This is a genomic window from Nocardioides exalbidus, from assembly GCF_900105585.1.
GTDB lineage: Bacteria > Actinomycetota > Actinomycetes > Propionibacteriales > Nocardioidaceae > Nocardioides > Nocardioides exalbidus.
This window is the reverse complement of record NZ_FNRT01000002.1, coordinates 652,282-673,461: the sequence shown is the minus strand read 5'-3', so window position 1 is coordinate 673,461 and position 21,180 is coordinate 652,282. Positions and strand designations below refer to the sequence as shown.

The 21,180-nt window shown below is 71.8% G+C and carries 21 protein-coding genes; 13 read left to right on the top strand and 8 right to left on the bottom strand.

What is annotated here, in order from left to right; all coding sequences use genetic code 11:
• Nucleotides 1-118 precede the first annotated feature (118 nt).
• The 4 genes from BLV76_RS23000 (at nt 119) to BLV76_RS23270 (ending at nt 4,991) form a co-directional block, all read left to right on the top strand.
• Entirely contained in the window at nt 119-1,882 is a 1,764-nt protein-coding gene (locus BLV76_RS23000) for a PKD domain-containing protein (RefSeq protein ID WP_175539555.1), read from the top strand.
• A 13-nt stretch (nt 1,883-1,895) separates the two neighbouring features.
• Entirely contained in the window at nt 1,896-2,726 is an 831-nt protein-coding gene (gene rsmI, locus BLV76_RS03575) for a 16S rRNA (cytidine(1402)-2'-O)-methyltransferase (protein WP_090972275.1), read from the top strand.
• Nucleotides 2,713-3,606, top strand: coding sequence for a TatD family hydrolase (locus BLV76_RS03570; RefSeq protein ID WP_090967901.1), 894 nt, complete (start codon nt 2,713-2,715; stop codon nt 3,604-3,606). Before rsmI ends, BLV76_RS03570 begins: the two co-directional genes overlap by 14 nt.
• A 254-nt stretch (nt 3,607-3,860) precedes the next feature.
• Nucleotides 3,861-4,991, top strand: a complete 1,131-nt coding sequence (locus tag BLV76_RS23270) for a resuscitation-promoting factor (RefSeq protein WP_090967900.1) — start codon at nt 3,861-3,863, stop codon at nt 4,989-4,991.
• Here the strand turns inward: BLV76_RS23270 and BLV76_RS03560 are convergent.
• The gene (locus BLV76_RS03560; protein WP_090967899.1) at nt 4,943-5,776 is read right to left on the bottom strand and encodes an alpha/beta fold hydrolase; all 834 of its coding nucleotides are present in this window, start codon (nt 5,774-5,776) and stop codon (nt 4,943-4,945) included. The genes BLV76_RS23270 and BLV76_RS03560 overlap by 49 nt on opposite strands.
• An 83-nt stretch (nt 5,777-5,859) precedes the next feature.
• On the opposite strand from BLV76_RS03560, the gene BLV76_RS03555 reads away from it, so the two are divergent.
• From BLV76_RS03555 to BLV76_RS03530, 6 genes are all read left to right on the top strand, one after another.
• Entirely contained in the window at nt 5,860-7,194 is a 1,335-nt protein-coding gene (locus BLV76_RS03555) for a condensation domain-containing protein (RefSeq protein WP_090967898.1), read from the top strand.
• 11 nt (nt 7,195-7,205) lie between these two features.
• The gene (rsmA, locus tag BLV76_RS03550) at nt 7,206-8,081 is read left to right on the top strand and encodes a 16S rRNA (adenine(1518)-N(6)/adenine(1519)-N(6))-dimethyltransferase RsmA (protein ID WP_090967897.1); all 876 of its coding nucleotides are present in this window, start codon (nt 7,206-7,208) and stop codon (nt 8,079-8,081) included.
• Nucleotides 8,075-8,983 carry a 4-(cytidine 5'-diphospho)-2-C-methyl-D-erythritol kinase gene (locus BLV76_RS03545; protein WP_245734523.1) on the top strand — a complete coding sequence of 303 codons (909 nt, stop codon included), beginning with the start codon at nt 8,075-8,077 and terminating at the stop codon, nt 8,981-8,983. The genes rsmA and BLV76_RS03545 overlap by 7 nt, the downstream gene beginning before the upstream one ends.
• Before the next feature lie 118 nt (nt 8,984-9,101).
• On the top strand, nt 9,102-9,599 hold the full coding sequence (locus BLV76_RS03540) for a hypothetical protein (protein WP_090967896.1): 498 nt from the start codon (nt 9,102-9,104) through the stop codon (nt 9,597-9,599).
• Between the two features lie 66 nt (nt 9,600-9,665).
• A complete protein-coding gene (locus BLV76_RS03535; protein WP_090967895.1) occupies nt 9,666-11,210 on the top strand; it encodes a flotillin family protein in 1,545 nt (514 codons plus the stop codon).
• 205 nt (nt 11,211-11,415) lie between these two features.
• Nucleotides 11,416-13,218: an ABC-F family ATP-binding cassette domain-containing protein gene (locus BLV76_RS03530; RefSeq protein WP_090967894.1), complete on the top strand. Its 1,803-nt coding sequence runs from the start codon at nt 11,416-11,418 to the stop codon at nt 13,216-13,218.
• A gap of 8 nt (nt 13,219-13,226) precedes the next feature.
• Here BLV76_RS03530 and BLV76_RS03525 read toward each other — a convergent pair whose 3' ends face one another.
• Nucleotides 13,227-13,712 carry a MarR family winged helix-turn-helix transcriptional regulator gene (locus BLV76_RS03525; RefSeq protein ID WP_090967893.1) on the bottom strand — a complete coding sequence of 162 codons (486 nt, stop codon included), beginning with the start codon at nt 13,710-13,712 and terminating at the stop codon, nt 13,227-13,229.
• Between the two features lie 101 nt (nt 13,713-13,813).
• Between BLV76_RS03525 and BLV76_RS03520 the strand changes: the two genes are divergently transcribed.
• The 3 genes from BLV76_RS03520 (at nt 13,814) to BLV76_RS03510 (ending at nt 15,556) form a co-directional block, all read left to right on the top strand.
• Nucleotides 13,814-14,605, top strand: coding sequence for a trans-aconitate 2-methyltransferase (locus BLV76_RS03520; protein WP_090967892.1), 792 nt, complete (start codon nt 13,814-13,816; stop codon nt 14,603-14,605).
• On the top strand, nt 14,602-14,982 hold the full coding sequence (locus tag BLV76_RS03515; protein ID WP_090967891.1) for a VOC family protein: 381 nt from the start codon (nt 14,602-14,604) through the stop codon (nt 14,980-14,982). The genes BLV76_RS03520 and BLV76_RS03515 overlap by 4 nt, the downstream gene beginning before the upstream one ends.
• Nucleotides 14,983-15,085: 103 nt before the next feature.
• Nucleotides 15,086-15,556 carry a hotdog fold domain-containing protein gene (locus BLV76_RS03510; protein ID WP_090967890.1) on the top strand — a complete coding sequence of 157 codons (471 nt, stop codon included), beginning with the start codon at nt 15,086-15,088 and terminating at the stop codon, nt 15,554-15,556.
• Nucleotides 15,557-15,642: 86 nt separating this feature from the next.
• Here the strand turns inward: BLV76_RS03510 and BLV76_RS03505 are convergent, their stop codons facing one another.
• The 6 genes from BLV76_RS03505 to BLV76_RS03480 form a co-directional block, all read right to left on the bottom strand.
• Nucleotides 15,643-16,539: an amino acid ABC transporter permease gene (locus tag BLV76_RS03505; RefSeq protein ID WP_090967889.1), complete on the bottom strand. Its 897-nt coding sequence runs from the start codon at nt 16,537-16,539 to the stop codon at nt 15,643-15,645.
• Nucleotides 16,539-17,201 (bottom strand): amino acid ABC transporter permease, encoded by a 663-nt coding sequence (locus tag BLV76_RS03500; protein WP_217630248.1) that lies wholly within the window; start codon nt 17,199-17,201, stop codon nt 16,539-16,541. The genes BLV76_RS03505 and BLV76_RS03500 overlap by 1 nt, the downstream gene beginning before the upstream one ends.
• Nucleotides 17,202-17,344: 143 nt before the next feature.
• Entirely contained in the window at nt 17,345-18,226 is an 882-nt protein-coding gene (locus BLV76_RS03495; protein WP_090967888.1) for a glutamate ABC transporter substrate-binding protein, read from the bottom strand.
• Between the two features lie 83 nt (nt 18,227-18,309).
• On the bottom strand, nt 18,310-19,086 hold the full coding sequence (locus BLV76_RS03490; protein ID WP_090967887.1) for an amino acid ABC transporter ATP-binding protein: 777 nt from the start codon (nt 19,084-19,086) through the stop codon (nt 18,310-18,312).
• Nucleotides 19,087-19,145: 59 nt separating this feature from the next.
• On the bottom strand, nt 19,146-19,646 hold the full coding sequence (locus BLV76_RS03485; protein WP_139306458.1) for a 2'-5' RNA ligase family protein: 501 nt from the start codon (nt 19,644-19,646) through the stop codon (nt 19,146-19,148).
• Between the two features lie 77 nt (nt 19,647-19,723).
• Entirely contained in the window at nt 19,724-20,947 is a 1,224-nt protein-coding gene (locus BLV76_RS03480) for a glycoside hydrolase family 16 protein (protein WP_139306457.1), read from the bottom strand.
• Nucleotides 20,948-21,180: the final 233 nt, after the last annotated feature.

Genomic DNA, 21,180 nt, shown 5'->3' with positions numbered 1-21,180 from the left:
GCTCCCGTCCCACGTCGGGCGGTCCGGCCTTGACGTGACGGTGGCCACACCGGAGACTCGTCCCACTGATTCAGACATGCGAACTCCGTTCGACAGGTCGCCCCGACGAGAGGTCTCCATGCCACGCGCCGCCCGGTCCGCCGCACGTCCCACCTCGAGGACGCGCACCGTCCTCACGGTGCTCGCGCTGGTCTGCGCGGTCCTGCCCGGGGCCTGGGTCGCCGCGACGGCCTCGACGGGCTCGACGAGTGCCGCGGCCGCGGGTCGCACCTGGGTGGTCGACGCGATCGACCCGGCCACCGGGACGTCCGGGCTCAACCGCTGGGAGTCGGTCGACACGGGCAGGAACATCGTCACGATCGCGGTCGGCGACACCGTCGAGTGGCAGTTCGACCGGGCCAGCCAGGCCCACGACCTCGTCTCCCTGCCTCCCCGCGACCCCTGGGACGAGGCATGGGACTTCTCGGCGGACTGGGCTCCCGGCGACGGCAGCGACACGACGTTCACCCACACCTTCGACGAGGTCGGCACCTACAACTACTGGTGCTCCCTGCACGGCACCACCATGTCGGGCACGGTCGTCGTCACCGACGACGCGAACAACACGGCGCCGACAGCGAGCCCGGTCGTCGCGCTCGACACCGTCACGACCAACGTCCTGCACGCGACCGCGAACGCGACCGACGCCGACGGCGACCCGCTGAACATCTCCTGGGACTTCGGCGTCGCCGGTGCCCGCTCCTCCGACAACCACGCCATGCACGACTACGTGGCCCCGGGCCAGTACGTCGTCCGGCTGCGCGTCAGCGACGGGCGCGGTGGCCTCTACGCCCAGGACTTCCCGATCACCGTCACGGGCGGCGGCGGCACCACTGAGCCGCCGGCCGACGACGCGCTCCCCGAGATCGACGCGCTCGCCGCCGGCGGCCCGTCGCTGACCGCCGCCTTCTCCACGCAGGTGACCACCCGCGGGACCCTCGCGCCCTTCGCCGCCTGGACGTCCGCCGACGGGCCCCTGGCCGGCGAGGCGACGATGGTGCGCCGTCGCGTGTCGACGTACACCTCACTGAGCGTGACCGGAGCCAAGCCGAGCACGTCCTACAACCAGGTCCACGTCCACGAGCAGCCGTGCGGTGTCGGCGACGGGGGAGTGCACTACCGCTTCGACGAGACGCAGCCCTTCGCCGAGGTCAACGAGATCTGGCCGCTCTTCACCACCGGTGCCGGTGGCGCGAGCGGGCTGGTCGAGGTCACCAAGCCGGTGCGGGCGAGCGCCAAGGCCGTCTCGCTCGTGGTCCACGACCCGGCCATGGCGTCGCGCCGCCTCGCCTGCGCCGACCTCGCGCCGAGCACCTCCGACCTCGTCTACGTCTGGAGCTTCGGTGACGGAACGACCGCGACCGGTGCCGACCCCGACCACACCTACGCCGCGCCCGGCACCTACACCGCGACCGTCACCGTGACCCACGGCTCCGGCGCGCACGCCGGTCACACGTCGGTGAGCGACAGCGTCCAGGTCGTCGTGGGAGGCGGCAGGCCCACCCCGACGCCCCCGCCGGTCCCGCCGGCCGTGCCGGTCGTCGACTCCACCCCGCCGCGGATCTCGCAGCTCGGCCCGAGGGGGACGTCGGCCAGCGCCCGACCGACCATCCGGGTCCGGGTACGCGACCGCGACTCGGCGGTGCGGAAGAAGGACGTCGTGCTCCGCGTCGACGGCCGCAAGGCTGCGGGGCTGAGGTACGACGCGAAGCGCGGGCTGGTGACGTGGAGGTCGACGAAGGCCCTCGCGCCCGGGCGCCACGTCGTCCGCCTCGTGGTCCGCGACACCGCGGGCAACAAGGCGACGAAGACCTGGTGGTTCAAGGTGCGTCCTCGACCCTGAGATGATCGGACGCATGTCAGGCGTCCTGGTCCTCGCGGGCACCCCGATCGGGCAGGCCGGCGACGCCCCGCCGCGGCTCGCGGCCGAGCTGTCCGGTGCCGACGTCGTCGCGGCGGAGGACACCCGCCGCCTCAAGCGGCTGTGCGCCGACCTCGGGATCACGCTGTCCGGCCGCGTCGTGTCGTACTTCGAGGGCAACGAGCAGGCCCGCACCCCCGCGCTGCTCGAGGCGCTGCTCGCCGGCGACCGGGTCGTGCTGGTCACCGACGCCGGAATGCCGAGCGTCTCCGACCCGGGCTACCGGCTGGTGGCCGCGGCGGTCGAGCACGACGTCCGCGTCACCGCCGTCCCCGGCCCCAGCGCCGTGCTCACCGCCCTCGCCGTCAGCGGCCTGCCGGTCGACCGGTTCTGCTTCGAGGGCTTCCTGCCTCGCAAGGCGGGGGAGCGCGGTCGCCGGCTCGCCGCGCTCGCGGCCGAGGAGCGCACGATGGTCTTCTTCGAGGCGCCGCACCGCACCGAGGCCGCGCTCGCCGCGATGGCCGAGGCGCTCGGCGACGACCGGCCCGCCGCCGTGTGCCGCGAGCTGACCAAGACCCACGAGGAGGTGCGCCGCGGCCCGCTCGGCGAGCTCGTGGCGTGGGCGTCGGAGGGCGTGCGCGGCGAGGTCACCATCGTCGTCGAGGGCTCGAGCGGCGCCCCCGCCGTGGAGAGCGACCCGGGCTCGCTGCGCGCCGCGGTCGCCGGGCTCGAGGAGTCGGGCTCGACCCGCAAGGAGGCGATCGCCGAGGTCGCCAGGCGTGCCGGGCTGCCCAAGCGAGAGGTCTACGACGTTGTCCACCGGTGAACCGACCCGCTCGCGCGCTGCCACGGAGGAGAAGTCCGGCGCCCGCCGTGACCGGGAGCGTCCGCCGGCGCCCGAGCCGCTGCCGCACCCGGTCGTCGACAACCACTGCCACCTCGACATCGCCGACGGTGACTGGATCAGCACCGAGGACGCGATCGCCGCGGCGGCCGCGGTCGGCGTACGCCGGATCGTGCAGATCGGTTGCGACCTGCCCGGTGCGCGGTGGGCGGTGCAGGCGGCCGCCGACCACGACGCCCTGGTCGCGGGCGTCGCCCTGCACCCCAACGAGGCCCCGCGGCTGGCCGCGACCGGCGACCTCGAGGCCGCGCTCGAGGAGATCGAGCGGCTGGCGCAGGCCCACGACAAGGTCCGCGCGGTGGGGGAGACCGGGCTCGACACCTTCCGTACCGGTGACGACGGCCGGGCCGTGCAGGAGGAGAGCTTCCGGCGCCACGTCGACATCGCCAAGCGGCTCGGCAAGACCCTCGTCATCCACGACCGCGACGCCCACGACGACGTGCTCCGCGTCCTCGACGAGGAGGGTGCGCCCGAGCGCTGGGTGATGCACTGCTTCTCCGGCGACGCCGACTTCGCGCGCCGGTGCCTGGACCGCGGCGCCTTCCTCAGCTTCGCCGGCACGGTCACGTTCAAGAACGCCCAGCCCCTGCGCGACGCGCTCGCGATCACCCCGGTCGACCGGGTGCTCGTCGAGACCGACGCGCCCTACCTGACGCCCACGCCCTACCGCGGCCGGCCCAACGCGTCCTACCTCGTCCCCCTCACCGTCCGGGCGATGGCCGAGGTCCTCGGCGCCGACCTGGAGACGCTCTGCCGGACGATCGACGCGACCACGGAGACCGCCTTCGGGGGAGCCTGGTAGGTCGCCCGACAGGGATTTCCGAGGTCGAATTTCGTCGTTCGAGTTTGCGACACGGGGTCACGTCGTTATCGTCTTGTGATTGTTGGCCGGGATCGGGAGCGATCTACGGCAGCACGGGGACCGGATCGGGCCGGTCTCGCGAGACCCCCGCTCGCACGTCGTACGGCACCACCCTGCTTCACCGGTGCCTGCTGCGCAGGCTGGTCGGGGGGTGCTGCCGCCCGAGGCCCGGGGAGTACGACGTTCGGAGAACCGTGCGCTCTCGATTCGCACAGCTCAGCAGGTCCACGGCGGTCCTGGCGACCCTCTCGGCGGTCGCCGTGGCGGCCGTCGCGGGCACGACGGTCGGCTACGCAGCCCTCAGCAAGGACGTGACCCTCTCCCTCGACGGTCGGACGTCCCACGTCTCGGCCATCGGCTCGACGGTCGGCGACGTGCTCGCCGCGGAGGGCATCGAGGTCACCGACCGGGACCTGGTCGCACCGGCGGTCGACGAGACCGTCACGGACGGGTCGGCCATCGCCGTCCAGTTCGGGCGCCCGCTCGAGCTCTCCGTCGACGGCGACACCCACACGTACTGGGTCAACTCGACCAACGTCGCCAGCGCGCTCGGCGAGATCGGCCGCCGCTTCGACGGGGCCGACCTGTCCACGAGCCGCAGCGCCTCCATCGGCCGCAGCGGCCTCACGCTCGACGTCGTCACCCCGAAGGTGCTCCACATCAAGCTCGGCGCCCAGGACATCGAGAAGCAGAGGGTCGCCGCGCTCACCGTCTCCGACGTGCTCGACTCGATGGGCATCGAGCTCGGCAAGCACGACAAGGTCAGCCCGGCCCTCGACACGGAGATCGCCGACGGCGACAAGGTCGTGCTGAAGGAGATCCGGATCGCCACCAGGCGCGTGGCGCGCGAGGTCGTCGACGCACCCGTCGTGGAGCGCGAGGACCCCGAGATGTACGAGGGCGAGGAGGAGGTCGTGCGCGAGGGCCGTGACGGCGTGCGCAACGTGACCTACCGCCTCCGCTTCGTCAACGGCGAGCTCGTCGCCCGCAAGGTGGTCAAGGCGTCGGTGCAGGTGAAGGCCGTCGCGACGATCGTCAACGTCGGCACCAAGGAGCAGCCCACCTCGAACTTCGCCGTCGGCGACACCGTCTGGGACGCCCTCGCGAAGTGCGAGTCCGGCGGCAACTGGGCGATCAACACCGGCAACGGCTACTACGGCGGCCTCCAGTTCAACCTCGGCACGTGGCGTGCCTACGGCGGCGCCGGCTACCCGCACCAGGCCTCCCGCGAGACGCAGATCGCCGTGGCGACCCGCCTGCGCGACGCCACCGGGGGCTACGGCTCCTGGCCGGGCTGCGCGGCGAAGCTCGGCCTGCCGCGCTGACCCTCGCCGTCGCGGTGCACGTGCTGCGCCACCATCCCCGGCCAGAGGCGTACGTCGGGGTGCGTCCGCGCGACGACCAGCTCGCTGCGCGGTAGCAGGTCGTGCAGCTGCTCGGAGGTGCTCACCGGGTGGGCGGGGTCCTCGATCCACGCGAGGATCAGGGCCGGCACGTCGAGCCCGGCGAGCACCGAGCGGTCGGGCAGGTCGGTGAGGGCCGCGCCGCGGAACACCGTCGGCAGCAGGTCGATCGCGACGTCCGGCCACGTGACCGGCTTGTCGGGGCGCTCGGCGGGCGGGTGCGGGGCGGCGCGGCCCGCCTCGACCAGCGCGTCGACGCCCTGGGTCTCGACCACCACCGCGCAGTCCTCGTAGGCCGCGCCCTGCGCCACCCGCGTCTCCCAGACGGTCGGCGGGATGCAGAGCGTCAGCCCGGCGAAGCGCGCCGGGTCCGTCGGCGCCGCGTGGAGCAGCGTGCCGCTGCCCATCGAGCTGCCGACGCCGTGCACCGGCTCACCGGGGAACACGTGGTCGAGCAGCGCGAGGAGGTCGTCGGCGAGCCTCGGCCAGGCGTACGCCGCCGCGTCCCGCGGGCCCGTGGACCGGCCGTGCCCGCGGGCGTCGTAGCGCAGCACGCGGCAGCCGGTGAGCTCGCCCACCAGGTCGACGGCGATGAGGTCCTCGCGCGCCCGGCTCGAGGTCAGCCCGTGCAGCTGGACGACGGCGGGGCCGGTGTCGCCGCGCAGGTCGAAGTCGAGGGCGGCGTCGCGTCGGCGGAGGACGGGCACGGTGCTCCTCGGAGGTGACGGGAGGGCGAACAGCCGGGGTGCTCATCCTAGGAGCGTCGACGGGCTGCCTACACTCCGTCGTGATGCGGCTCACCATCGTGGACCAGGTGCACCTGCCCGAGGGGCAGCTGCGCAGCCACGTCCTGAAGCGGAGCGGCGGCGTCGGCCACACCCGCGAGCTGCCGGTCTCCTTCGACCAGCGGCGCCACGTGCTCGAGGGCCAGCGCCGCGGGTCGTGGATGGCCGTCGCCTTCAGGCTCCCCGAGCCGGTCGACGACGACCGCCTCGCGCAGGCCTGGGAGGCGGTCGTGCAACGGCACGGCACGCTGCGGTCGGCCTTCGTCGCGCGACCGCCGCGCTCGGTGGTGCTCCACGAGATCGAGCTGCGCCGCGGCGGCTGGGTCGACCACCCCGCCCAGCCCGGCGTCGGCATCCGCGACCGGCTGCGCGAGGTCCTCGACGAGGCGTGCGCGCCGTTCGCCCGTCCCTCCCACCGCCTCTGCGTGGTCCAGCCCGCCGACGGCCCGCCGTCGATCGTCATCGCCGCCGACCACTCGCACGTCGACGCGTGGTCGCTGCTCGTGCTCGTGCGCGACCTGACCACCTGCCTCGACGACCTCACCGCCGGTCGCGCCCCCGGCGCGGACCTGCCGCCCGCACCGGCCTTCTCCGACCACACCCACGAGCTCGCCTCGCGGCCGCCGGTCCCCGAGGACGTGGTCGCCCGCTGGCGCGAGATCCTCGACGCCGGCGACGGCGCCATGCCGACGTTCCCGCTGTCGCTCGGCGACCTCAGCGAGCCGCGCACCGCCGTGGTCGAGGTGCACGACGTCCTCGACTACGAGCAGCTCGCCCGCTTCGAGGAGCACTGCCGGGGGATCGGGGCCAGCATGCTGGCGGTCTCCCTCGCCGAGTCGTGCGCGACGGCCGACGACCTGGCCGGGGCGCCCGCGCCGCTGCGGGCGATCTTCCCGGTGCACAGCAGGTACGACGACCGCTGGCACGACTCGGTCGGCTGGTTCATCACCAACTCGGTCATCGAGGTGCCCTCGCCCGACCCCGCGGCGTGCCACCGCGCGGTCAAGGAGGCGGTGGTCCTCGGCTCGCACCCGCTCGAGCCGATCATGGCGCCCTACGGCGGGATGCCCATGACGCCCGGCAACTTCGCCGTCTCCTGGCTCGACAACCGCCGGCTCCCCGTCGCCGTACCTCCCGGGCTCGAGCCCCAGCACGTCTCCGCCGTGGTGCGCACCGACGGCGTGATGATCTGGTTCGTGGTCAACGCCACCGGCCTGCACCTGCGCTGCCGCTACCCCGGCACGCCCGAGGCCCGCCGCAGCGTCGGCGACTGGCTCGACGGCGTACGCCAGCGGCTGCAGGCCCGCGTCGCCTCCTCCGTGGGACCGGTCCCCGACTAGGCTTCCGCTCCATGACGACCAACCCGGGCCCGAGGCTCCTCGGGCCCGCCGAGGTGCGTCAGCTGGCCGCCGAGCTCGACCTCCGCCCGACCAAGCAGCGCGGGCAGAACTTCGTGATCGACGCCAACACCGTCCGCCGGATCGTGCGCGAGTCCGGCATCACCGGCGACGACGTCGTGGTCGAGGTCGGTCCCGGCCTCGGGTCGCTGACGCTCGCCCTCCTCGAGGTCGCGCAGCGCGTCATCGCCATCGAGGTCGACCCGCTGCTCGCCGAGCGGCTGCCGGCCACCATCGCGTCCTACGCCCCCGGGCAGGCTGACGGCTTCGAGGTCGTGCTGGCCGACGCGATGCGGATCGAGGCGGTCCCCGGCCCGCCGCCGACCGCCCTCGTCGCCAACCTGCCCTACAACGTCTCCGTCCCGGTGCTGATCCACCTGCTCACGCTGCTGCCCTCGCTCGAGCGCGGGCTGGTGATGGTGCAGGCCGAGGTCGCCGACCGGCTCGCCGCGCGCCCGGGCTCGAAGACCTACGGCGTGCCCAGCGTGAAGGCGGCGTGGTTCGCCGACGTACGACGTGCCGGCGCGATCGGTCGCAACGTGTTCTGGCCGGCGCCCAACGTCGACTCGGGGCTCGTCGCCTGGACCCGGACCGACCCGCCGCGGACCACCGCCACGCGCGAGCAGGTCTTCGCCGTCGTGGACGCCGCCTTCGCCCAGCGCCGCAAGCAGGTGCGCGCCGCGCTGCGCGGCCTGGCCGGGTCGGCCGAGGCCGCGACCGCCGCCCTGGAGCAGGCCGGCGTCGACCCGACCGCCCGCGGAGAGGTGCTCGACGTCGACGACTTCGCCCGGATCGCCGAGGGCCTGACGGAGGCGGGCATCGCGTGGTGACCCACGACCTCACCGTGCGTGCTCCGGCCAAGATCAACCTGCACCTCGGCGTCGGCCGGGCGCGCGAGGACGGCTTCCACCCGCTCGACACGGTCTACCAGGCGATCTCGATCTACGACGACCTCGCGGTCGCCGAGGCGGCCGACGTGCAGCTCTCCATGCGCGTGGCCGACTACGTCGACCTCGCCGGGCTGACCGACGGCGACGACAACATCATCCGCAAGGCGGTCGCCGCGATGGAGCGGCACCACGGCCGCGAGCTGCCCCTCGACCTGGTGCTCGACAAGTCGATCCCGCTCGCCGGAGGGATGGCCGGCGGGTCAGCCGACGCGGCCGCGGCGCTCGTCGCCGTCGACCGCCTGCACGACCTCGAGACCAGCGACGACGACCTCCTGGCCCTGGCCGCCGAGCTCGGCAGCGACGTCCCCTTCTCCCTCGTGGGTGGGACGGCGCGGGGCGTGGGTCGTGGCGAGATCGTGACGCCCGTCGACGACGCCGGCCCGTGGTGGTGGGTGGCGGTGCCGTCCGCCGAGGGGCTGTCGACGCCCGCCGTCTACCGGCACTTCGACGCGATGCGACCCGACGCCCCCGAGGTCCCGCTGTCCGCCGACCTGCTGCTCGAGGCGCTCGCCACCGGTGAGGTCGTGCGCGTGGCCCGCGCGCTCCACAACGACCTCCAGGAGCCCGCCATCGACCTGCGCCCCGAGCTCGGCGACCTCATCGACCTCGGTGAGTCCGAGGGTGCGCTGCGCGGCATCGTCAGCGGCTCCGGCCCGACGGTCGTGTTCCTGTGCGACTCCGCCGACGGCGCCCACGCGACGGGCATCGGGCTGGCCGCGGCCGGCCACCGCGTCGTCCTCACCGCGACGGGTCCGGTCGCCGGCGTGCACGTCGTCGGGTGACGCCTCCCGCCCGCCGACAACGGGGTCCGCACCGGGTGGCATGAACCGGTCCGGACGGGGAAGAGTGCCGCTATGTTGTGCGCGGCAACCATGCCGCTGGTGACCTGGGGGAGGCATCGTGACCGTGTTCCTGGTGGTCGGCGCCGTCGGCGTCGTGCTGCTGCTCGTGGCGCTGGTCGTCGGTGACATCTTCGACGGCGCCTTCGAGGGACTGAGCGCGGGCTTCTTCTCGACCGAGGCCCTCGCCGGCTTCCTCGGCGCACTCGGCTTCGGCGGCGCGATCACCCTGTCGGTCACCGGCTCGACCTCGGTGGCCGTGGTCGTCGGCCTCGTGCTCGGCATCCTGCTGGGCTGGGGCGCGGCGAAGGCGTCGGCGTTCCTGCACGGCGACGGCGAGACCGACACCGTCCGCACCTCCGACATGGTCGAGAAGATCGGCCGGGTCGTCAGCGACATCCCCGAGGGCGGCCTCGGCGTGGTGTCCATCAGCGTCGGCGGGCACCTCACGAGGCTCAACGCGCGCTCCAGCGTGCCCGTCCCTGCCGGCACCCAGGTCAGCGTCACCCAGGTCATCTCGCCCACGGCCGTGCAGGTCGAGCCGCTGTTCCTCCCGTGAACCACCCCGATCCACCCCTGAACCCCCGTGTGTCCGCGTCCCTCCGCATCTCAAGGAGCCCTGTCCATGCTTGATCTGTCCCCGGTCGTCACCTCGGTGATCGGCCTCGTCGTCCTCCTGGTGCTGCTCGCGCTGCTGGTCACCACGCGCTACAAGGTCGCCGGCCCCAACGAGTCGTTCATCATCACCGGACGCAAGGGCAAGGGTGAGGTGCGCAACCCGGAGACGGGTGAGATCTCCACCGACCTGTCCGGCCAGAAGGTGGTCATGGGCGGCGGCGTGTTCGTCATCCCGTTCGTGCAGCGGCTCGCCACCCTCGACCTCTCCTCGCGCCGGATCTCGGTGCAGATCCGCGGCGCCGTGTCGGGCCAGGGCATCAAGCTCAACCTCGACGGCGTCGCGCTGGTCAAGGTCGGCGGCAACGAGGACTCGATCCGCGCCGCCGGTCAGCGCTTCCTGTCCCAGCAGCAGGAGATCGAGACCTTCACCCAGGAGGTGCTCGCCGGTGCGCTGCGCTCCATCGTCGGCTCGATGTCGGTCGAGCAGATCATCCGCGACCGCGCGGCCTTCGCCCAGCGCGTCGCCGAGGAGTCCGAGTCGTCGCTGACCGGCCAGGGGCTCGTGCTCGACACCTTCCAGATCCAGGACATCACCGACGACGGCTCCTACCTCGCCGACCTCGGACGCCCGGAGGCCGCCAAGCTCAACCAGCTCGCCTCCATCGCCGAGGCCAACGCCCGCCAGGCCGCGGAGCAGGCGCGCATCGCCGCGGAGCAGGAGATCGCGATCACCCAGCGTGCGCTCGCGCTCAAGAGCGCGGAGATCAAGGCCGAGACCGACGCGGCCAACGCCCAGGCGTCCGCCGCCGGACCGCTCGCCCAGGCCGACCGCGACCAGGCGATCCTGCTCGAGCAGGAGAAGGTCGCCGTGCGGCAGGCCGCGCTCAAGGAGCGCCAGCTCGACACCGAGGTCCGCAAGCCCGCCGACGCCGAGCGCTACCGCGTCGAGACCGAGGCCCAGGGTCGCCGCAGCTCCGAGATCCTCGAGGCCGAGGCGCGCAAGGCCTCCTCGATCGCCAACGCCGAGGCGGAGGCCGAGAAGGCCCGCCTGACCGGTGAGGGTGAGAAGTCCCGTCGTTCGGCGCTCGCCGAGGCCGAGGCCATCGAGGGTGCCAAGCGCGGTGAGGCCGAGAAGGCCCGCCGTGTCGCCGAGGCCGACGCCACCCGCGCCGAGGGTGAGGCCAGGGCCGCCGCGATCCTCGCCGCCGGAAACGCGGAGGCCGAGGCCATGGACAAGAAGGCCGCCGCCTTCGCCGGCTACAACGAGGCCGCCGTCCTGCAGATGCTCATCGAGGTCATGCCCAAGGTCGCCGCCGAGCTGGCCCGCCCGATGTCCGGCATCGACAAGCTCACCGTCATCTCCGCCGACGGTGCCGGCGAGCTGCCCAAGCAGGTCACCAACAACTTCGTCCAGACGATGGAGCTGCTGAAGACCACCACCGGCCTCGACGTGGAGGCACTGATCCAGAAGTACGCCCGCACCGAGGCGCCGTCCCTGTCGGAGGCCACGCCGTCGACCCCCGCGCCGGCGTCGGGCGAGCCGCTCAGCTGATCGTCCGGTGGGCGGTGAGTGAGCCACATTCCCGGCGCCCGGGACGTGGCCCACTCACCGCTTGCCAGCGTGTCGTCGTACGCCACCGCCGCGGGCGGTGGCACAGCCACCTTGGGCGCCAGCAGGATGTGGGTCACGCACCGCTGCACCCGGGACGTACGCCGATCCGCACCCGCTGGGTGCCACCTGAGAGGATCGGCCGGTCATGGCGAACCTCATCAACCTCGAGCGGGTCTCGAAGTCCTACGGCGTCCGGCCGCTGCTCGACAACGTCTCCCTCGGCATCTCGGTCGGTGAGCGGGTCGGCATCGTCGGTCGCAACGGCGACGGCAAGACCACGCTGCTCGAGGTGATGGCCGGGATCGAGGAGCCGGACGCCGGCCGCGTGTCGCGCACCCGCGGCGTCGAGATCGGCTACCTCCACCAGGGCGACGAGCTCGTCGACACCCACACCGTCCGCGAGGCCGTGCTGGGCGGGCGCCAGGACCACGAGTGGGCGGCCGACCAGACCACCCGCCAGGTCGTCGAGGAGCTGCTCGAGGGCGTCGCGCTCGACCGCGCCGTCGTCGGGCTCTCCGGCGGCGAGCGCCGGAGGTGCGCCCTCGCGGCGCTGCTGCTCTCGCGCCACGACCTGATCATCCTCGACGAGCCGACCAACCACCTCGACGTCGAGGCGGTCGCCTGGCTCGCCTCGCACCTCGTCGACCTGCCGAGCGCGTTGATCGTGGTGACCCACGACCGGTGGTTCCTCGACGCGGTCTGCCAGACGACGTGGGAGGTCCACGACGGAGCGGTCGACTCCTACGAGGGCGGCTACGCGGCCTTCGTCCTGGCGAAGGCCGAGCGCCAGCGCCAGGCCGCCGCCACCGAGACGCGCCGGCAGAACCTCGCCCGCAAGGAGCTCGCCTGGCTGCGACGCGGCGCCCCGGCGCGTACGTCGAAGCCGAAGTTCCGCATCGACGCGGCCAACGCGCTGATCGAGGACGTGCCCGCCCCGCGCGACCGGATGGAGCTCCAGCGCTTCGCCAGCCAGCGCCTCGGCAAGGACGTCGTCGACATCGAGGACGTCGACCTCGCGCGCGGCGAGCGCGTGCTGCTCGACCACGCCACCTGGCGGATCGGCCCGGGCGACCGGATCGGCATCGTCGGCGTCAACGGCGCCGGCAAGACCTCTCTCCTGTCGCTGATCGCGGGGACGCTCGCGCCCGACGTCGGCAAGGTCAAGCACGGCCGAACGATCCAGATGCAGCACCTCACCCAGGCGCTCGACGACGTCGACCCCGGGGGCCGGGTGCTGCCGACCGTCGAGTCGATCCGGCGGGTGACCAAGACGCTCGACGGCCAGGAGCTCAGCGCGACGTCGCTGCTGGAGCGGTTCGGCTTCACCGGTGACCGGCTGACCGCCCGGCTCGGCGACCTGTCCGGCGGCGAGCGGCGCCGCTTCCAGCTGCTCAAGCTGCTGCTGACCGAGCCCAACGTGCTGCTCCTCGACGAGCCCACCAACGACCTCGACATCGACACCCTCAACGTCCTCGAGGACTTCCTCGACTCCTGGCCCGGCACGCTGATCGTGGTGTCGCACGACCGGTACTTCCTCGAGCGCGTCACCGACTCCGTCTGGGCCCTCCTCGGCGACGGCCAGGTCTCGATGCTGCCGCGCGGCGTCGACGAATACCTCGAACGTCGCGCTGCCCAGCAGGCCGTCGAGGATCCGTCATCCGGACCGGCACTGATGGCCTCCGGTCCGGATGACGGACCGGGAGCCGGTACGACGCCCAAGTCGCGGCCCGGGTCCGCCGAGGACCGTGCCGCCCGCAAGATCCTCGCCCGCGTGGAGAAGCAGCTCGAGCGCATCGCCGAGCGCGAGGCGGAGCTGCAGGCCGAGATGGAGGCCAACCTCAGCGACTACGATCTCCTCGCGCGGGTCGGCGGCCAGCTCGGCGAGCTCGCGGCCGAGAAGGAGGAGCTCGAGCTCGAGTGGCTCGAGGCCTCGGAGCTTGTCGAGTAGCGGGCGTCCTAGCTGAAGGGCGCGAGGAGCGAGCGGAGGAGCCCGGCCAGCTGGGTGCGCTGCTTGTCGGGCAGCTCGGCGAGCAGGTCGGCCTCGGCGGCGAGCAGCGCCTCGAAGGCGCCGTCGACGGCGGCCTTGCCCTCGACGGTGAGCCGCACGAGCACCCCACGCCGGTCGTGCGGGTCGGGCAGCCGCTGCACCAGGCCGCGGTCGGTGAGCCGGTCGACGCGGTTGGTCATCGTCCCGCTGGTCACGAGCGTCTCGCGGAGCAGGCGTCCGGGGGAGAGCTCGTAGGGCTCGCCGGCCCGCCGCAGGGCGGCCAGCACGTCGAACTCCCACGACTCGATGCCGTGCGCGGTGAAGGCGTCGCGCCGCGCGAGGTCGAGGTGGCGGGCCAGCCGGCTGATGCGCGAGAACACCTCGACGGGGGCGAGGTCCAGGTCGCCGCGTTCGCGACCCCAGGCCTCGACCAGGTCGTCCACCTCGTCGCGCATGGCGGACATCCTGCCAGATCGAGAATCTTGACATCAAGACGAATGTGGGCGAGGGTGAAGGTATCTCGACATCAAGATACTTCGACTGCGAGGATGAAGCGATGGCACACACCTGGGACCCCGACCGCTACCTGCAGTACGCCGACGAGCGCGGGCGCCCGTTCGTCGACCTGGTCGGACGGATCGACGCCGACGCCCCTGCCACGGTCGTCGACCTCGGGTGCGGCCCCGGCAACCTCACGCGGCTGCTCAAGGAGCGCTGGCCGGACGCGAAGGTTGCCGGCGTCGACAGCAGTGCTGAGATGATCGAGAAGGCCAGCGAGATCGACGGCATCGCCTGGCAGGTCGACGACCTCCGCACGTGGGCCACGCCCGACCCGCTCGCGCTCCGCGCCCCCATCGACGTGCTCGTCTCCAACGCGACCCTCCAGTGGCTGCCCGAGCACCTCGACCTCCTGCCCGGCCTGCTGGACCGGGTCGCGGCCGGCGGCTGGTTCGCCTTCCAGGTCCCCGGCAACTTCGACGAGCCCAGCCACACGATCCGCACCGAGCTCGCCGCGCAGGAGCCCTACGCCGAGCTCACCCGCGACGCCCGCGTCCCGACGAGCCACGCCCCGGCCGACTACGCCCGCCTCCTGCTCGACCTCGGCTGCGAGGTCGACGCGTGGGAGACGACGTACCTCCACGTCCTCACCGGCGACGACCCGGTCTTCACCTGGGTCTCCGGCACCGGTGCGCGCCCGACGTTGCAGGCGCTGCCCGACGACCTGCGCCCGCGGTTCGAGGAGGAGTTCAGGGCGCGGCTGCGCGAGGCCTACCCCGCCGACGCCGACGGTCGCGTCATCCTGCCGTTCCGCCGGATCTTCGTCGTGGCGCGCAAGCCGCAGCGATGAGGCTCCACCACGTCCAGGTCGCCTGCCCGCCCGGCGGCGAGGAGGGCGCGCGCCGGTTCTACGCCGACGGGCTCGGCATGACAGAGGTCGACAAGCCCGCCGACCTGGTCGCACGCGGCGGGTGCTGGTTCCGGTCGTACGACGACTCGGGTGCGGTCGGCGCCGAGCTGCACGTCGGCGTCGAGGACCCGTTCTCACCGGCCCGCAAGGCGCACCCGGCGTTCGTCGTGGACGACCTGGCTGCGACGGCACAGCGGCTCCGCGGGCTCGGGTTCGAGGTCGACGAGGGCCAGCGCGACTCGTTCCCGGGGCACGTCCGGTTCCACACCTTCGATACCCATGGCAACCGGGTCGAGGTCCTCCAGTCGACCTCGTGAGCGAGTTGCCGACTTCTCGGTGCTCGCAAACCCCGAGATGTCGGGGTTTCCCCGGCTAGCCGGGGAAACTGGAAGAAGGTTACCGGCTGGTAATGTCATCGCCATGCCCGCCGTCCTGGACCTCTGGAAGAAGACCTCCGCACTGCCGCTCGGCAACCGGGTCTTCTCGCTCGCCTTCAGCCAGAAGGCGCCCTACTTCGCCACCATCCGACCGCGGTTCACCGTGATCGAGCCCCACCGCGCCGAGCTGGTCATCCCCAAGCGCCGCGGGGTGCACAACCACATCGGCACGGTGCACGCCATCGCCCTGTGCAACGGCCTCGAGGCCGCGATGGGCGCGCTGGCCGAGTCGACGATCCCGCCCGACCGGCGCTGGATCCCAAAGGGGATGGTGGTCGCCTACACCGCCAAGGCGACGACCGACATCACCTGCATCGCCGAGACCGACCCCGAGCAGTGGACCGGTGAGGTCGGTGAGGGGTACGACCTCCCCGTGCGCGTCCGCGGCGTGCGAGCCGACGGGACGACCGTCATCGAGGGCGAGATCCGGCTCTCGGTGACTGAGAAGGGCTGAACGGAGTGAAGCCCCCTTCGACGTCTTCAGCGCGGCCGAGCCCGCGAGGACGCGACCGCTCGAGAAGCGCTGGACGGAGTGAAGCGCTAGACGGGTCCGCCGCCGGTGTCGCCCTTGTAGAAGGGCGCCGACGCGCCGACCTTGTCCTCGCCGACCATGCCGACCTCGAGGATCTTCCGCTCACCGACGAGCTTCTTCTGCACCCACGTCGCGAGCCAGGTCAGCAGCAGGTTGACGACGATGTAGATCGCGGCGATGACGATGATCGTCGGCACGTGGTTGGCGAACTGCGGGTAGATCGCCTTGGCGACCCGGGTGAGTCCGAGTCCGGCGACGACGTAGCCGAGGCTGGTGTCCTTGAGCGCCACGATCATCTGGCTGATGATCGCCGGGATCATGATCTTCACCGCCTGCGGGAGCAGGATGAGCGACATCACCTGGTACTTGCGCATGCCGAGGGCGTACGCCGCCTCTGCCTGGCCCTTCGGCACGGCGTTGATGCCGGCGCGGAAGACCTCCGCGAGCACGGCGCCGTTGTAGAGGGTCAGCGCGATGACGACGGCCCAGTAGGTGCGGCGCGAGAGCTCGTCCATCCCGCTGACGACGGAGTAGAAGACGAAGACGATCAGCAGGATCACCGGCACGGCGCGGAAGAACTCCACGACGAGCCAGCAGGGCCACCGCACCCAGGCGTGGTCGCTCAGCTTGCCGATGCCGAAGATCAGTCCGAACACGATGGCGCCGACGATCGCGCTGGCAGCCATCTGGAGGGTGACGAGCAGGCCGTCGACCAGGATCGCCTGTATGTAGCGCGGGGTGACGAACGGCTCCCACTTGGCGTACTCGAACTGGCCGGTCTCGCTGAAGCGCCAGAGCACCCAGCCGAGGAGGACGACGAGCGCGACGACGGTCGCGATGCCGTAGGCGCGGTGACGGGCCCGGGTCGCCGGACCCGGCGCGTCGAACAGGACTCCGGCGGCCATCAGGCGATCCTCCAACGACGCTCGAGGAAGGTCGCGACCACGGAGACGATCTCGACCAGGACGACGTAGCCCAGCGCGAACATGATGAAGATGCCGGTGCGCTCGCTGGCGAAGTCGTTGGTGTACGACTTCATCTGCGCGGCGGCCTCGATCACGCCGAAGACGCCGGCCACGGAGGTGTTCTTGAGGAGGGCGATCAGCGTGCTCGCCAGCGGCGGCACCGAGGCGCGGAAGGCCTGCGGCAGGATCACCTGGCGCATCACGCCGGCGAACGGCAGGCCGATCGCGCGGGCGGCCTCGGCCTGGCCGAGGGGTACGGCGTTGATGCCGGCGCGCAACGACTCGCACACGAAGCAGGACGTGTAGAGCGTCAGCGCGACCACGGCGGCGGAGAAGAACGAGGTGAAGTCGTAGGTCCCGATGTGGATGTCGACCCAGGTGAAGCGCAGCGTCTGGAACACCTTCGGTGCGCCGAGCTGGAAGAACAGGAAGATCATCACCAGCGGGGTGTTGCGGACCGTCGAGATGTAGACGGTCGCGGCCTTGCTCAGCACGGAGACCGGGCCGACGCGCATGGCGACCAGCACGGTCCCGAGGATCACCGAGAAGAGCCCGGAGACGAGGAACAGGAACACGGTGTAGCCGAAGGCCTTCAGGTACACGTCCGGACTGTCGAGTACGGCGTTCACGCGGCTCCTTCCGGGCTGGTGGGGTGGGCGGCTGGCAGGTCGTACGAGGTGTGGCTGGTGTCGAGCCGGGGCCCGGGCGGACCCGGGCCCCGGCTCGGGGATCGTTCAGCGAGACGTCACGCGCAGGCGTCCATCTCGGGGAGCTCCGGCACCTCGACGCCCGAGGGGCCGAGCGTGGCGTTGAACGCCTCCTCGTACTTGCCGTCGTCGTAGGCAGCGGTGATCGTGTCGACGATCCACTGGCACATCTCCGGACGGTCGATGGCGTAGCCGACGCCGATGCGCTCCTCGGAGAACGGCTCACCGACGACCTTCAGCTGGCCCTCGTTCTGCGCGGCGTAGCCGGCGAGGATCGTGCCGTCGGTGGTCATCGCCTCGACGGTGCCGTCGAGCACCTTCTCCACGCACTCGGAGTAGGTGTCGAAGCCGACGGGCTTCATGCCCTCGGCCTTCGCGTTCTCCAGCGACGTGGAGCCCGTCACCGAGCAGACCTCCTGGCCCGCGAGGTCGGCGGTCGACTCGACGTCGCTGTCCTCGGGCACCAGCAGCTGCTGGCCGGTGAGGAGGTAGGGGCCGGCCTGGCCGACGACCTTGCGGCGGTCGTCGGTGATCGAGTACGAGGCAAGCACGAGGTCGACGGTGCCGTCCTCGAGGAAGGGCTCGCGGTTGTCGGAGATCGTCTCGACCCACTCGATGCCGTCGCCGGTGATGCCGAGGCTCGCGGCCAGCTGCTTGGCCATCTCGACGTCGAAGCCGGTCGGGGTGTCGGACGCTGCGTCCTTGAACCCGAGGCCGGGCTGGTCGTACTTCACGCCGATCTTGATGGTGCCCGCGTCGGCGAGCTCCTTCATCCGGGTGCCGTCGTCGAAGCTGTCGGACGCGTTGTCGGCGACCTCGACGTCTGCTCCCTCGGAGTCGCCGCCGGCGTCGCCGCAAGCGGCGAGCGACAGGGCCAATCCCGCCGTGGCGATGATCGCCTTGGTCCTGGTGAATCTCATCCTTGCTCTCCTTCGTTGGGCGGCCCGAGGCCGTCTGGGGTTTCTGGGGATGGGGTGGTGCGGTGTTCCCGAGACGAGGGAGCTCAGTGCTTGAGGATCTTCCCGAGGAAGTCCTTCGCGCGGTCCGAGCTCGGGTGGGTGAAGAACTCCTCCGGGGTGTTCTCCTCGACGATCGCGCCGTCGGCCATGAAGACGACGCGGTGCGCGGCGGTGCGGGCGAAGCCCATCTCGTGGGTGACCACGACCATGGTCATGCCCTGCTCGGCGAGGTCGACCATCACGTCGAGGACCTCCTTGATCATCTCCGGGTCGAGCGCGGAGGTCGGCTCGTCGAAGAGCATCACCTTCGGCTCCATGGCCAGGGCGCGGGCGATCGCCACGCGCTGCTGCTGGCCGCCGGAGAGCTGCGCGGGGTACTTCTCCGCCTGGTGGCCCACGCCGACGCGGTCGAGGAGCTCGCGCGCCTTCTTCTCCGCCTCGGCCTTGCCGACCCCGCGCACCTTGATCGGCCCGAGCGTGACGTTCTCCAGGATCGTCTTGTGGGCGAAGAGGTTGAAGCTCTGGAACACCATGCCGACTTCGGCACGCAGCGCCGCGAGGGCCTTGCCCTCCTGCGGCAGCGGCTGCCCGTCGAGGGTGATCGAGCCCTCGTCGATGGTCTCGAGCCGGTTGATCGTGCGGCAGAGCGTCGACTTGCCGGAGCCCGACGGACCGATCACCACGACGACCTCGCCGCGCTTGACGGTGAGCTCGATGTCCTTGAGGGCGTGCAGCTGTCCGAAGTGCTTCTGGACTCCGCTCAGCACGACGAGGGGCTCACCCCGGCCGGCACTGACGGGGGCCGTTTCCTGCGCGGTCATAGGAGGAACCTATCGGCAGGTCAGCGCGAAGGGCCATTGAGCATGGTCACAACGGGCTATTACAAAAAGGTGACGATTCCGGCGTCCGGATCCCAGTGGCGCAGCGAGGAGAGGGTGATCGTGACGTCGCCGCGGGCGATGACGGAGAAGGCCCGCGCCACGTCCGACCGGTCGAGCCGGCGGGCCAGCGTGATGTGGGGGAGCCACCCGAGGTGCTCGACCGAGGGCATCGCCGAGCGGAGCTCCAGCGCGGAGCGGGTCAGGGCGTCGGGCACCGTGACGAGCCGGACCAGCGTGACGCGCTCTCCGCCGCCGAGGAGTGCGATCCCGGACGTGCGCACGCCGGTCGGCAGGAGGTCGGTGAACAGCGCGGCGGCGAGCTGCCGGGTGTCGGCCTCGATGCCGGGGGCCGCGGCGAGCGTCACGTGCGGGCTGTTGGTGGAGCCGCGGTGGTCGAGCTGCGAGGGCAGGCCCGCGTCGCGCAGCGCCTGCCAGTCACGACGTACGACGTCGCAGCCGGCCTCGTCGGGCAGCAGCTCGAGCGCGTGCAGGCGGGGCATGGCCGCGAGCCTAGGCGCCGGCAGGAGCGGACGGCCGACAGGAGGCCGGACCGGGTGGATCGGCTGCGTCGTCATGGTCAGGCGATCCTGCGGCCGACGGTGACCTTCGACGCGGCGCGCGAGGTGGCGTCGAAGACGCGCACCCAGTCGACCTGCGCGGTGTCGCCGAACTTGTCCGCGCTCAGGTTCTTCAGCTCGTAGTCGGAGGTGAGGTTCGAGAAGACGAGGTACTGCGGGACCTGCGAGACGGCCTTCGACTCGCGGTAGTACTCGCGGCCGTCGACGCGGAAGATGTACTCGTGGGCGGTCCACTCGACCGAGAACACGTGGAACTCGTCCCACCAGTCCTTGCCAGAGGTGAGCGCGCGGCGGGCGGTGGGGAAGTAGTCGCCCAGGCTGACCTTGGACCAGTTGGCCTCGTAGTAGTGGACGTGCGAGCCGATGGTGTCGGTGCCGCGGCCGGACTCGCCGAAGAACTCCATCACGTCGATCTCGGTGCCACCGGCGGGCTGGCCGTCGACGTACTTCGTGCCGTTGGGGAGCAGCCAGAAGCCGGAGTGCATGCCCTTGGAGCGCTGGGGCTTCATGCGGGCGGCCACGATGCCGTGGCGGAAGGAGCGGGTGTACTCGGTGGCGACCTGGCTGTTGAGCATGTAGGTGCTCTGGCCGGCGACGCCCTTGGAGACGTAGTCGCAGGTCTGGCCGGCGTAGGCCGGGTCGGCGGCGACGCCGAGCTTGAGCACGCCACCCTCGACGCGGCGGGCGGCCGGGTCGGTGCGGGCGCAGGTGCGGGGGGCGTAGACGCTCTCGTGCTCGCGCTTCTGGTCGTTCCACACGGCCGGGTCGAGGCCGGCGCCGGAGAAGGTGTCCTCGAACTCGGGGGTCCAGCGCTTCGTGGTGACGGTGCCGGTGACCCACATGCGGCCGCCGGAGGTGGTGTACGCGCGGTAGGTGCCCTGGCGCGGCGCGAAGGCCGCCGAGCCCCAGGCGTCCTCGGTCGCGGTGGCGTACGTCTTCCAGCCCTTGGCCGTCCTGCGCTCGAGGGTGACCTTCTGGCCGGGGTTGGCCGGGGTGAAGGTGGCGAGGATGCTGCCGGTGTTCTGCGGGGCGGCGGCGGTGGCGCCGGGCTGCACGATGGGCGGGAGCGAGGCGAGCGTGCCGCGGACCGCGATCTGGCGGTCCTTCTTGCCCTGCTTCGCGGAAGCGTGGGCGGTGCCCGGGAACAGGCTGAGGAACAGGACGGTAACAACCAGTCCGATCAACGTGGAGACCGCGATCCGTGCGGTGTTGGAACGGTCCACTGCGCATCCGTGCGTCATGGCTTCTCCCGGGCGGTGATGGCTCAGTGCTCGCGGGCCCGGATCCCGTGGTTCACACTGTTACCGATTTGTGGATTAACAAGACGATCTTGAGGGACGGTTGTGGCGAAACGCCCGTGAGTCTGTTCCAAACCACTCGAATGGACTACGTAACAACCCTCATGGACTAGACCGCGCCCACCTGTCGGGGGGAGAAATGACCACGGAATCCGCGG